The organism is Sphingopyxis sp. OPL5 (assembly GCF_003797775.2).
Lineage (GTDB): Bacteria > Pseudomonadota > Alphaproteobacteria > Sphingomonadales > Sphingomonadaceae > Sphingopyxis.
In genome coordinates this window covers 2,328,322-2,340,756 of the sequence record NZ_CP060725.1, presented here as the reverse complement: position 1 = coordinate 2,340,756, position 12,435 = coordinate 2,328,322, and the positions used below count along the sequence as shown (strand labels likewise).

Genomic DNA, 12,435 nt, shown 5'->3' with positions numbered 1-12,435 from the left:
CCCCTCACCCAGCTACGACTAGCCAGCAAGCTGGCAAGTCTGCGCAACCCTCTCCCGACGGGAGAGGGGATAACTACTGCCGCAGCAGGTCCCGTCCGACGATCATCCGCATGACCTGGTTGGTGCCTTCGAGGATCGAATGGACGCGCAGGTCGCGCCAGAAGCGCTCGATCGGATAATCGCGCAGATAGCCATAACCGCCGAACAGCTGCAGCGCGTCGTTGACGATCTTGCTGCCGTTGTCGGTCGCGAGCCGCTTCGCCATCGCCGAGAAGCGCGACTTGTCGGGGGCGTTGGCGGTGACCTTCGCCGCCGCGAGATAGAGCAAGGCGCGCGAGGCTTCGAGGTCGGTCGCCATGTCGGCGAGCATGAATTGCGTGTTCTGGAAATCGGCGATCGGCTGGCCGAACTGCTGGCGGTCCTTGGTGTAGGCGATCGCCTCGTCGAGGCAGCGCTGCGCGCCGCCGAGCGAGCAGGCGCCGATGTTGAGGCGGCCGCCGTCGAGCCCCGCCATCGCGAAGCGGAAGCCGTCGCCCTCGGCACCGACGAGATTTTCGACCGGCACGCGGCAATCCTCGAAGATCACCTGCGCGGTGGGGGACGCATTCCAGCCGAGCTTTTTCTCGGGGGCGCCGAAGCTGAGGCCCGGGGTGTCCTTTTCGATGACGAGGCAGCTGATGCCCTTCGACTTCTCCTCGCCGGTGCGCACCATGCAGACATAGATGTCGTTATAGCCGGCGCCCGAGATGAACTGCTTGGTGCCGTTGAGCACATAATGGTCGCCATCCTTTTTCGCGGTCGTCTTGAGCGCCGCGGCGTCGGACCCCGACCCCGGTTCGGTCAGGCAATAGCTCGCGATCTTTTCCATGCTGACGAGCTCGGGCAGGAAGCGCGCCTTGACCTCGGCGCCGCCGAAGCGGTCGATCATCCAGGTCGCCATATTGTGGATCGAGACATAGGCGGAGGTCGCGGGACAGCCATAGGCCATCGCCTCCATGATTAGCGCCGCCTCCATCCGGCCGAGCCCGATACCGCCCGATTCCTCGGCGACATAAATCGCGCCGAAACCCAGTTCGCCCGCCGCCTTCCACACGTCGACGGGATAATGGTTATTTTCGTCCCATTCGGCGGCGAAGGGCGTGATGCGATCGGCGGTGAACTTGCGCGCCATGTCCTGGATGGCGAGCTGGTCGTCGGTAAGCTGAAACTGGTCGGTCATGCGCTCTTCTCGATAAGGATGGCTTCGGCTTCGATTTCGACTTTCCACTCGGGGCGGATCAGCGCGGGGATGACGAGCATCGTCGATGCCGGGCGGATGTCGCCGAACATCGCGCCATGCGCGCGCCCGACGAGATCGGCATCGGCGGGGTCGGTGATATACATGCGCGTGCGCACGACATCGGCGGGTGCGCCGCCGAGCGCCTCCAGCGCCTCGCGGATGATCGTCAGGCAGCGCTTGGCCTGCGCCCCGGCATCGCCGGGGGTCGACGAACCGTCGGGTTCGATCGGCGCGCAGCCGGCGACGTCGATGCGGTTGCCCACCCGAACCGCGCGGCTGTAGCCGTAAACGGGTTCGAATGGGGACGCCGAAGAGTGGTTACGCCGGGACGCGTCAGCCACAGGTGACCTGCGTGATCTTGTACGCGTCGTCATACATGACGTTCACGCGGTCGATGCGGTAGTCCATTGTCATCGCCGAACGCGGCGGGCCCCAGCGAAGCGTGCGCGCGCCCGATGCCTTGAGGATCGCGCCGCCAAGATCGGGGGTTGCGATCTGGCCGACATAGGATTGCGCGGCATCGGCCTTGCAGGCCGCTTCGGCAGGCGGCGGGGTCGATTCGACGGGCGCATCGCTGCCCGCACAGGCGGCAAGCGGCAGGACGGCGGCGATTGCGAGCAGGCGAATGTCCATCGTGAGTCTCCCTTTGAAAACCATTATCCGGCGCAGCGCGTATAGCGCATCGCGTCCGGCGCGGCACCATCGCCATAGTCGCGGCGGACTAGCGTCTTGCCGCCGTCGGCCACTCTGAGCACCATCAGCCGGTCCCAGTCCATCCCTTCGCCGCTAAATTTATAGTCGGCGGCGAGGCGGGTCGCGCCGCGTTCGCGCACCCGCGCCAGTTCGCCGTGCGATTCGTGGAAGCGCAGGTTCGCGGCGTCGATCACCAGTGCGGTCAGATCGGTGCCCGGGCGCTTGGGACAATCGCTCGCGTCGAGCGCCCAGCGGCCCTGGATCGCGGCGGGAATCGTCTTGTCGCCGCTGCCGACGCCCGCTTCGGGCGCGGCGGGCGGTTTGATCGCCGGATCGGGCTTATAGTCTTCCGTGGTGGTCGCCGCCGGAGCTTCGGGCGAAGTTTCGGCTGGTGCATCGGGAACGATCGGCGCGGCGCTGGCCTTTTCTTCGGGTGCGGCCTTGTCGGTCGCATCGCCGCAGGCAGCGAGCATCAACACAGCAAGGGGGAGCAGATAGGCTTTCATCGTCATTCTCCTTCGCGAGGAGAAATGCGCAGGCGCCGGGAGCGGTTTCATTCGCCGCCCCCTTCGTGCAGCACCTTGGCATTGAATTCGGCGGTCGCGAGCGCGGTGTCGTTGTAGCGATACCAGCGCGGTGCGGGCACGCCGGCAGCCCAGGCGAGCGCCTCGGTCAGCGTGCCCTGCGCCGATGGCACGTCGGGCATCAGCGCGCCGATCGGGTCGGCATAGGCGGTGTCGGCGCTGACCACGGTCCAGCCCGCCCCCCGCAGCGCGCGGACGAGGTCGCCGATATAGAGTGCGGCCAAGTCGGTTTCGTGGAGCAGCATCACCTGCACCGGCTGGCGCCCGATGACCTTCTGCATCAACCCGTCGGCATAGTCGGCGGCCTCGACATGCCAGGTGACATAGAGGTCACCGAGTGCCGCGCGGTCGATCGGCTTGCCCGCCTTCGCCGCCTGGATCGTCAGCGATTCGAGATGCCAGTCCGACGATTCGGCGGTGACATAGCCATTGCGCAATCCGCGCGCCGCGAGTCCCGCACGCAGCGCGTCACGCTTGACCTTGTCCTTGCCGCCCTCGTCGAGGAAGGGGAAGCGGAACCAGGGGCGATAGCCGGGGCGGCCCTTGAGCCAGACCTCGGCGGCATCGATGTCGGCTAGATAGGCCTCGGCCGTCATGCCGCTCAGATGCGGATGGCTGTTGCTGTGGTTGGCGATGACATGCCCCGCGGCGACATAAGCCGCGAGCTGCGCCTCGCCATGCGCCCCGTCGCCATGCCCGATCGCCGCCGGGTTGACGAAAAACACCGCCTGCGGCGCCTCCGCTTTTTTCAGTTCGGCGATGATGCGCGCGGTGCGTTCCTCGGGCGTGAAGAAAGCCCCGCGCCCGCGCGGCGCGTCGTCAAACGACAGCGCGATCATCTTCTGCGCCGCCGCCGGGACCGGCAGCAGCAACAGAATCAGCAGAGGCAGGAACAGCCGCCGCAACAAGGCGGTGTCAGCCCATCGTCGGGATGACGAAAGCATTGCCGCCGTCGGGCGATCCGTCGGGCCAGCGCGCGGTGATCGTCTTGACCTTGGTCCAGAATTTTACGCCTTCCATGCCGTGCTGGTTGGTGTCACCGAACGCCGAACGCTTCCAGCCGCCGAAGCTGTGATAGGCGACCGGCACCGGGATCGGCACGTTGATGCCGACCATGCCGACGTTGACCCGCGCCGCGAATTCGCGCGCGGCATGGCCGTTGCGCGTGAAGATCGCGACGCCATTGCCATATTGATGCTTCGAGGGCAGCGCCAGCGCGGTTTCGAAATCGGGGGCGCGGACGATCTGCAGCACCGGGCCGAAAATCTCTTCCTTGTACGATTCCATGTCGGTGGTGACATGGTCGAACAGGGTCGGGCCGATGAAGAAGCCCTTTTCATATCCCTGCAGCGTGAAGCCGCGGCCATCGACCACCAGTTCGGCGCCTTCGTCGGCGCATTTCTGGATCCAGCCTTCGACCTTTTCCTTGTGCGCCTGCGTCACCACCGGGCCGTAATGCGCTTCGGCATCGGTCGATACGCCGACGCGCAGCGCCTCGATCGCGGGGATCAGCTTGGCCTTCAGCCGCTCGGCGGTCTCGTCGCCGACGGGGACCACCACAGGAAGCGCCATGCAGCGCTCGCCCGCCGAGCCGAAGGCGGCGCCGGCAAGGTCGTTCACCACCTGGTCGAGGTCGGCGTCGGGCATGACGATGCCGTGATTCTTCGCGCCACCCATCGCCTGCACGCGCTTGCCGTTGGCGACGCCGCGATTGTAGACATAATGCGCGATGTCCGACGAGCCGACGAAGCTGACCGCGCCGATATCGGGATGGTCGAGGATCGCGTCGACCATTTCCTTGTCGCCATGGACGACCTGGCAGATGCCCTCGGGCAGCCCGGCCTCGAGGAAGAGTTCGGCGAGGCGGACGGGGACCGAGGGGTCGCGCTCGCTGGGCTTGATCAGGAAGGCGTTGCCGGTCGCGATCGCGACGCCGGACATCCACAGCGGAATCATCGCGGGGAAGTTGAACGGGGTGATGCCCGCGCCGATGCCGATCGGTTGGCGCATCGAATAGACGTCGATGCCGGGGCCGGCGCCCTGCGTATATTCGCCCTTCAGCACATGCGGGATGCCGCAGCAGAATTCGATGACTTCGAGCCCGCGCTGGATGTCGCCCTTCGAATCGGCGATCACCTTGCCATGCTCGCTCGACAGCAGATGCGCGAGTTCGTCCATGTTCGCTTCGACGAGGCGCTTGAATTCGAACATCACGCGCGCGCGGCGCTGCGGGTTGGTCGCGGCCCAGCCGGGCTGCGCCGCCTTCGCCGCGGCGACCGCCTTGTCGAGCAATGCCGCATCGCCCAAAGCGACCTCGGCCTGCACATTGCCGTTGTTGGGGTCGAAGATCGGGCTGCGGCGGCTGCTGCCACCGGCGCCGCCGACGATAAGATGGTCGATCTGTCGCATGGTCTGTCTCCCAAAAATGTTGCGCCTTCCACAGACCAGGTGCGCCGCGATTGCAAGGGATAGACTTGCAGGACAATGCTGCATATTTGCAGGTCATGGACTGGGACAAGCTGCAATATTTCCTGACCGTCGCGCAGCATGGCACCCTCGCACGCGCCGGAGCGGCGCTGCAGGTCGATGCGACGACCGTCAGCCGCCAGCTGAGCGCGCTCGAGGCGGGGTTGCAACAGACATTGTTCGAACGCGCGCCGGGCGGTTTCCTGCTTACGGCGGCCGGCCGCGCGCTCGTCCCGCATGCCGAGGCGATGGCGGCGGCGGCGGCGCGCATCCGCTCGGCCGGCGACGGCGGCGCGGCGCTGTCGGGGCAATTGCGGATCAGCGTGTCCGAAGGGTTCGGGGGCAATTTCATCGCGCCGCGCCTCGCGGGTTTCGTCGCCGCGCATCCCGAGCTCGAGATCGACCTCGTCGCCTCGTCGGGGTTTTTGAACCCGTCGCGGCGCGAGGCCGATATGGCGGTGCTGCTCGCGCGGCCGCGAAAAGGCCCGCTGATCACGCGCAAATTGTCGGACTATAGCCTCGGTCTTTATGCGCCCGCCGACCGCACCGACTGGCAAGCGGCGGTCGCCGCGACCCCGCTGTCGCGCGCCGGGGTGCCGGTGATCGGCTATGTCCCCGACATCCTCTACGCCCCCGAACTCGACTATCTGGGCGAGATCGAGCCGGGGCTGCGCGCCGGGGTGCGCTCGTCGAGCATTCTCGCGCAAAGGCGGATGATCGCGGGCGGCGCCGGGGTCGGGGTTTTGCCTTGCTTCCTCGCCGCGAACGACCCCGCGCTGGTGCGGGTGCGACCCGACCAGGTCATCGCGCGCGCCTTCTGGCTCGCGCTTCACCGCGACGTCGCCCCGCAACCACGCATCCGCGCCTTCATCGACTGGCTCGACGCCGAGGTGCGCGAGAGCCGGGGGTTGTTCGTTCCGGGGTGAGCAGACTCTTCGCCTCCCCTTCTTCGTCATCCCCGCGAAGGCGGGGATCTAGCTTTTTCCTTCTTCGTGCCTTTGCGCCTTTGCGTGTGATTTTTGTGGGTTCACGCAAAGGCGCAAAGGCACGAAGAAAAGAGAAGAAGAAGGAAGCTGGATCCCCGCCTTCGCGGGGATGACGGGGTTTTAGGCGAGAGGGTCAGGCTGTCCCTGACTCGCCTTGACAAGCGCGGCTCTGAAGGCGCTAATAGAACAAATCAGGAACATCATGCCCCACGAGTCGCACCCTTCTATTGCCGGCCTGCGTCGGCGTCTCGCCCGGATCACCGGCGAGGCCGAGCCGCGCGCCGAAACGGCGGGGCGGCTGGCGAGCGGTCATGCGGACTTCGACGCCGCGCTCGGCGGCGGACTCGCGACGGAGCGCGTGCATGAATTTTTCGCCGCCGACGCACTCGACGCGAGCAGCGCCGCCGCCTTTGTCGCGCTGCTCGCGCTGCGCCTTCCCGGCCCGGCACCGCTGGTCTGGCTGCGCACCACCGATGCGGGCCGGCGCGGCGGGCAACTCTATGCGCCCGGCATCGCCGAACTTGGCGGCGATCCCGACCGGCTGCTGCTGATTGAGGCGCCCGATCCCAAATTGTTGCTCGCCTGCGCCAATGATGCGATCCGCTGCGCCGGATCGGCGGCGGTGATCGTCGAAAGCTGGGGCAAATTCCCGCTGCTCGACCTGACCGCGGGGCGGCGGCTCGCGCTCGGCGCGCGCGATGCGGGAACCACATTGCTGATGCTGCGGCTGAACGCGGTCCCCAGCGCAAGCGTCGCCGAAACGCGCTGGAGCGTCGCCGCCGCGCCGTCGCGCGAACTGGAAGCCCATGCGCCGGGCGCTCCCGCCTTCGACCTCGAACTGCTGCGCTGGCGCGGCGGCGCCGCGGGCGGGCGCTGGCAAATGGAATGGAACCATGACGAACAAGTCTTCGGGCCGAATGCCGGCGAAGCGGCGCTATCTGGCGCTGTTCTTCCCCTGGCTGCCCGCCGAGCGGCTCTGCCGCACGGCGCCGCGGCCGCCTGACGCCCCGCTCGTCTTCGCCGAGAAGATACGCGGCGCGCTCCGCCTCGCGAGCGTCGACCGCGCCGCGCAGGCGGCCGGACTCACCCCCGGCATGCCGCTCGCCGACGCGCGCGCGCGGGTGCCCGAGCTGCTGGTCGTGGCGCACGACCCGGTCGCCGATGCCGCCTGGCTCGACCGGCTCGCGCTCGGCTGCAACCGCTACACGCCGCTCGTGGCGATCGACGCCCCCGACGGGCTGATCCTCGACATCGCGGGGGCCGAGCATCTGCTGGGCGGTGAGGCCGAACTGATCGACGATGTCGAGATGCGCCTCGGCCGCCTCGGCATGAGTGTGCGCATCGCGCTCGGCCCGACCGCCGATGCGGCGCGCGCGCTCGCGCGTTACCAGACGCGCCCCGCACCCGACGAGGCGCAGGCCGTGCGCCGCCTGCCCGTCGCCGCGCTCGAACTCGAAGCCGAGGCGACGACCGCGCTGGTGCGCGCGGGACTCAAGACGATCGGCGACCTCGCGAGCCGCCCGATGGCGAATATCGCCGCGCGCTTCGGCGCCGAGGCGGCGAGCGCTCTACGCCGCATCCTCGGCGACGCGCCGAGCCCGCTCGACCCGCGTATCGCCCCACCCCCCGTCGCGACCGAACGCCGCTTCGCCGAACCGCTCGGCAGCAGCGCGCATGCAACGAGGGTGCTCGCCGAACTGGTGGGCGAGGCGATGGGCGAGCTGGGCGAGCGCGGCAAGGGCGGACGTCATTTCCGCGCGACCTTCTTTCGCAGCGACGGCCTCGCGCGCGGCATCGAGATCGAGACCGGCCACCCGACGCGCGACACCGCGCTGGTGATGCGGCTCTTCGCTGAGCGCATGGACAGCCTCGCCGACCCGCTCGACCCCGGCTTCGGTTTCGACATGATCCGCCTCGCGGTGCCGCGGCTCGAGGCGCTCGGCGCGACGCAATTGAAGCTCGAAGGCGGCGCGGTGCGCGATGCGAAGATGGACGAACTCGTCGACCGGATGACGACGCGGCTGGGCCGCGTCCGCGTCCGGCGCCTGATCGCCGCCGACACGCATATCCCCGAACAGGCGCAGCTCGCGCTGCCCGCGATCGACGCGCCGCCGCCGCTGCCGTGGGAGATGCCCGAGCCCGGCGAACCACCGACGCGGCCCTTCCATCTGTTCGACCCGCCGCAGCCGATCGAGGTGATCGCCGAGGTCCCCGACGGCCCGCCGCACCAGTTCCGCTGGCGACGGGCGACCCACGCGGTGCGCCGCTATGAAGGCCCCGAACGCATCGCCGCCGAATGGTGGCGCCGCCGCGACAACGCCGGGCTGACGCGCGACTATTACCGCGTCGAAGATGCCCAAGGCCGCCGCTTCTGGCTGTTCCGTCACGGGCTGTATGAGGAGAAGGAGCATCCGCTCTGGTATATCCACGGGGTGTTCGCATGAGCGAGACACCCGCCTTTGCCGAGCTGGTCGCGGCGACCAATTACAGCTTCCTACGCGGCGCCTCGCACCCCGCTGACATGGTCGCCGAGGCGATCGCGCTCGGCATGCCCGGCATCGGCATCGCCGATCGCAACAGCGTCGCCGGGGTGGTGCGGGCGCTGACCGGATTACGCAAGCTGGGCGAGGAGGCCGCCGAGGAGGGGGTCGAACTTCCGCCGCTCAAGATCGTCGTCGGCGCCCGGCTGGTGTTCGACGACGGCACCCCCGACATCATCGCCTATCCGACCACGCGCCACGGCTGGGGCCGCCTGACCCGCATGCTCACCATCGGCAATCGCCGGGCCGAAAAGGGCAGCTGCATACTCAAGTTCAAGGATCTGCTGATCCATTGCGAGGATATGCTGCTGATCGCGATGGGGACGGAGAAGGATGAATTTCTGCTGCGCCGCCTCGCGAGGCGCGCGCCGGGGTCCTTATGGCTCGGCGCGACGATGTCGCAGGGCGGCGCGGATCGGCGACGCCTCGCCCAGTTGGAGGCTTTGGCCAGCCGCATCGGCATTCCGCTGCTCGCGACCAACGATGCGCTTTATGCGACGCGCGAGCAACGGCCGCTCCACGATGTCGTCACCTGCATTCGCGAGGGCAAGACCCTGAACGATGCCGGCCGCCTGCTGCGCGCCAATGGCGAGCGTCACCTGAAATCGCCCAAGGAAATGCGCCGCCTCTTCCGCAACTGTCCCGAAGCGGTGGGCGAGAGCATCGATATATTGGACCGCATCGGCTTTTCGCTCCGCGACCTTGAATATGAATATCCGCACGAGCCGGTGCCCGAAGGGTGGGAGCCGCAAAGCTGGCTCGAGCATATGGTGATCAATGCCGCGACGAAGCTGCATCCCGATGGACTGCCCGACCGCTGGCGGGAGGTGCTCAAAGAAGAGCTGACGCTCATCGCCACATGCAAGTTCGCCTGCTATTTCCTGACCGTCCACGACATCGTGCAATTCGCGCGCACGCAGGATCCGCCGATCCTGTGCCAGGGGCGCGGATCGGCGGCCAATTCGCTCGTCTGCTACCTGCTCGAAATCACCTCGATCGATCCGATCGCCAACAACCTGCTCTTCACGCGCTTCCTGTCCGAAGAACGGCGCGAGCCGCCCGATATCGACGTCGATTTCGAGCACGAGCGGCGCGAGGAGGTGATGCAATATGTTTACCGTCGCTACACGCGTCGGCGCGCGGGCATCGCCGCGACGGTGATCCACTATCGCCCGCGCAGCGCGGTACGAGAGGCGGGTAAGGCGCTGGGGCTAAGCGAAGATGTCACTGCTCGTCTTGCCGACACCACTTGGGGCAGCTGGGGCAGTGAGATGCCGATCGAGCGGTTCGTCGAAGCGGGGCTGGACCCTGAGCAAGACGATATCGCGCGGCTGCAATGGGTCGTCGCGCAGCTGCTGACCTTCCCCCGCCACCTGTCGCAGCATGTCGGCGGCTATGTGCTGACCGAGGATCGGCTCGACGAGACGGTGCCGATCCACAATGCGGCGATGGCAGACCGCACCTTCATCGAATGGGACAAGGACGACATCGACGAACTCAAGCTGATGAAGGTCGATGTCCTCGCGCTCGGGATGCTGACCTGCATCCGCAAATGCTTCGACCTGATGCGGCTGCACGATCTGGGCGATCATGATCTCAAATCGGTCCCGACCGAAGACCCGGTCGTTTACGACATGCTGTGCGAGGGCGACAGCATCGGGGTATTCCAGGTCGAAAGCCGCGCGCAGATCAACATGCTGCCCCGCCTGCGGCCACGCGAATTTTACGACCTCGTCATCCAGGTCGCGATCGTCCGGCCGGGGCCGATCGAGGGCGATATGGTCCACCCCTATCTGAAGCGCCGCAGCGGCGAAGAAGCGGTGGACTATCCGTCGCCTGCGCCGCCGCACGACCCCAAGGAACTGTATAATCTGCTTCGCAGGACATGCGGCGTCCCGCTGTTTCAGGAACAGGCGATGAAACTCGCCATCGTCGCCGCCGAATTCACGCCGGACGAAGCCAACGGCCTGCGGCGTGCGATGGCAACCTTCCGCAATGCCGGGACGATCCATCAATATAAGGAAAAGATGATCGGGGGCATGGTCCGCCGCGGTTATGAGCCGGACTTCGCCGCGCGCTGTTTCAAGCAGATCGAGGGTTTCGGCAGCTATGGTTTTCCCGAAAGCCATGCCCAGTCTTTCGCCAAGCTCGTCTATGTCTCGTCCTGGCTGAAATGCCACCACCCCGCGGTCTTCGCCTGCGGGATTTTGAACGCCCAGCCGATGGGCTTCTACGCCCCCGCCCAGCTCGTCCGCGATGCGCGCGAGCATGGGGTCGAGGTGCGCGCGGTCGATGTCAATTTCAGCAGCTGGGACAACAGCCTCGAACGGCGCGATGATGGCAGCCTCGCGCTCAGGCTCGGCTTTCGGCAGGTCGACGGATTTCGCGAGGCGTGGGCGGAGCAGATCACCGACGCCCGCACGACGCCGTTTGCCAGCGTCGAAGAACTCGCGCGGCGTGCGAACTTGCCCTCGCGCGCGCTGCGGCTGCTCGCCGAGGCCGATGCGTGTCATTCGATGGGACTCGAGCGCCGCCCCGCCTTGTGGGATGCGCGGCGGGTGCGGCAGGGGGTGCTGCCCTTGTTCGGCGCCGCCGAAGCGAACGAGCTCGGCAACGAGGCGGACGCCGCGCTGCCCCCCACCCCGCTCGTCGAACATGTGCTGACCGATTATCAGACGACGCGGCTGTCGCTCAAAGGCCATCCGATGGCGTTTTTGCGGCAGCGTCTCGACGGCGAAGGGGTTTTGAGCTGCCTCCAGGTCGGCGCGGCAAAGAATGGCGCGCTCGTCCGCACCGCCGGCGTCGTGCTGATCCGCCAGCGCCCCGGCAAGGGCAATGCGATCTTCATCACGCTCGAGGATGAGGGCGGGATCGTCAATGTCCTGCTCTGGGCGCGCCAGTTCGAGCGCTATCGCCGTGCCGTCATGGCGTCGCGGCTGATGGAGGTTGCGGGCGAGGTGCAGCGGAGCAGGGAGGGCGTCGTTCATCTGATGGCGAACCGTATCGTCGATCGCACCGCGCTGCTCGATACGCTGGGCAGCGACCGGCATTTCGAACCCGAGTTATGCCGCGCCGACGAGGTCGTGCATCCGCAGCAACCGCGCGGGCTTCGCCACGGGCATCCGCGCGATGTCCGCATCCTGCCCAAATCGCGGGATTTTCATTGATGCTTGTCGTGGAATATTCAGCAAGTCAGCGCCGCCGCGAACAGGCTGCGGAAGCGCTCGGCGCATTCGGCGATCACGGCTTCCTCGTCTTCCTCGTCCGCGAAGCCGTCGACCATCATGATCGACCGCAGCACCCCGACCCCCATCAGGATCGCGAGCAGCATATTCGCGCGCAGTTCACCCTGTTCGCCGCCGATGAGTTCGGTGAGCGGGGCGAGGACATCGCGATGGACGAACTCACGGATGATCGCACCGGCCTGCGGCGAGGAGGCCGAACGGAGCATGATGATGAACATCTCCATCCGCTTTTCGAGGTCCTCGTCGGCGTCATCGACGACAAGTTGCGCCAGAAAACCGGGGAGCTCGTCGATGCTTTTCGGCTCGAAAAAGATCTTCGGCTTCTCCTCGTCGGCGACGACTTCGCGGAACAGCCCCTCCTTGCCGCCGAAATAGCGGCTGATCAGCGCGACATCGACCTTCGCGTCGCCCGCGATATCGCGCAGGCCGACACTGCCGTAGCTTTCGCGGAGGAAACGCTGGCGCGCCGCCGCAAGGATCGCGGCGCGCGTCGCGACCGCGTCACGTTTCTTGACGATGATTTCTCTCTCCATGGCGCCCTATTATCGCGGCTGAGAAATAAATCAACACCTGTTGACTTAATCGCTAACCCAGATTAGGCGGCAAAGTCTGGCATCGCGTGGCACCTCCCCCCTCCCTGTC

The 12,435-nt window shown here is 66.9% G+C and carries 11 protein-coding genes; 4 read left to right on the top strand and 7 right to left on the bottom strand.

The features are described from left to right. Positions 1-73: 73 nt before the first annotated feature. The 6 genes from EEB18_RS11145 to EEB18_RS11120 are packed head-to-tail and all read right to left on the bottom strand — an operon-like array spanning position 74 to position 4,965. The gene (locus EEB18_RS11145; RefSeq protein ID WP_187139204.1) at positions 74-1,219 is read right to left on the bottom strand and encodes an acyl-CoA dehydrogenase family protein; all 1,146 of its coding nucleotides are present in this window, start codon (positions 1,217-1,219) and stop codon (positions 74-76) included. Then, the gene (locus EEB18_RS11140; protein ID WP_262407899.1) at positions 1,216-1,620 is read right to left on the bottom strand and encodes a RidA family protein; all 405 of its coding nucleotides are present in this window, start codon (positions 1,618-1,620) and stop codon (positions 1,216-1,218) included. Before EEB18_RS11140 ends, EEB18_RS11145 begins: the two co-directional genes overlap by 4 nt. Beyond that, a complete protein-coding gene (locus EEB18_RS11135; protein WP_187139206.1) occupies positions 1,613-1,912 on the bottom strand; it encodes an I78 family peptidase inhibitor in 300 nt (99 codons plus the stop codon). The genes EEB18_RS11140 and EEB18_RS11135 overlap by 8 nt, the downstream gene beginning before the upstream one ends. A gap of 23 nt (positions 1,913-1,935) precedes the next feature. Continuing rightward, positions 1,936-2,478, bottom strand: a complete 543-nt coding sequence (locus tag EEB18_RS11130; RefSeq protein ID WP_187139207.1) for a hypothetical protein — start codon at positions 2,476-2,478, stop codon at positions 1,936-1,938. Between the two features lie 47 nt (positions 2,479-2,525). Continuing rightward, entirely contained in the window at positions 2,526-3,500 is a 975-nt protein-coding gene (locus EEB18_RS11125; protein WP_187139208.1) for a polysaccharide deacetylase family protein, read from the bottom strand. Continuing rightward, positions 3,472-4,965, bottom strand: a complete 1,494-nt coding sequence (locus EEB18_RS11120; protein WP_187139209.1) for a CoA-acylating methylmalonate-semialdehyde dehydrogenase — start codon at positions 4,963-4,965, stop codon at positions 3,472-3,474. The genes EEB18_RS11125 and EEB18_RS11120 overlap by 29 nt, the downstream gene beginning before the upstream one ends. 95 nt (positions 4,966-5,060) lie before the next feature. On the opposite strand from EEB18_RS11120, the gene EEB18_RS11115 reads away from it, so the two are divergent. The 4 genes from EEB18_RS11115 to EEB18_RS11100 all read left to right on the top strand — a co-directional run bounded on the left by EEB18_RS11115 (position 5,061) and on the right by EEB18_RS11100 (position 11,715). Next, a complete protein-coding gene (locus tag EEB18_RS11115; protein WP_187139318.1) occupies positions 5,061-5,948 on the top strand; it encodes a LysR family transcriptional regulator in 888 nt (295 codons plus the stop codon). 262 nt (positions 5,949-6,210) lie between these two features. Then, a complete protein-coding gene (locus EEB18_RS11110; protein WP_187139210.1) occupies positions 6,211-7,011 on the top strand; it encodes an ImuA family protein in 801 nt (266 codons plus the stop codon). Then, positions 6,902-8,452, top strand: a complete 1,551-nt coding sequence (locus tag EEB18_RS11105) for a Y-family DNA polymerase (protein WP_187139211.1) — start codon at positions 6,902-6,904, stop codon at positions 8,450-8,452. Before EEB18_RS11110 ends, EEB18_RS11105 begins: the two co-directional genes overlap by 110 nt. Then, positions 8,449-11,715 (top strand): error-prone DNA polymerase, encoded by a 3,267-nt coding sequence (locus EEB18_RS11100; RefSeq protein ID WP_187139212.1) that lies wholly within the window; start codon positions 8,449-8,451, stop codon positions 11,713-11,715. The genes EEB18_RS11105 and EEB18_RS11100 overlap by 4 nt, the downstream gene beginning before the upstream one ends. A gap of 17 nt (positions 11,716-11,732) precedes the next feature. On the opposite strand, the gene EEB18_RS11095 is transcribed toward EEB18_RS11100, so the two are convergent. Continuing rightward, positions 11,733-12,326, bottom strand: coding sequence for a TetR family transcriptional regulator (locus tag EEB18_RS11095; RefSeq protein WP_187139213.1), 594 nt, complete (start codon positions 12,324-12,326; stop codon positions 11,733-11,735). Positions 12,327-12,435 lie beyond the last annotated feature (109 nt).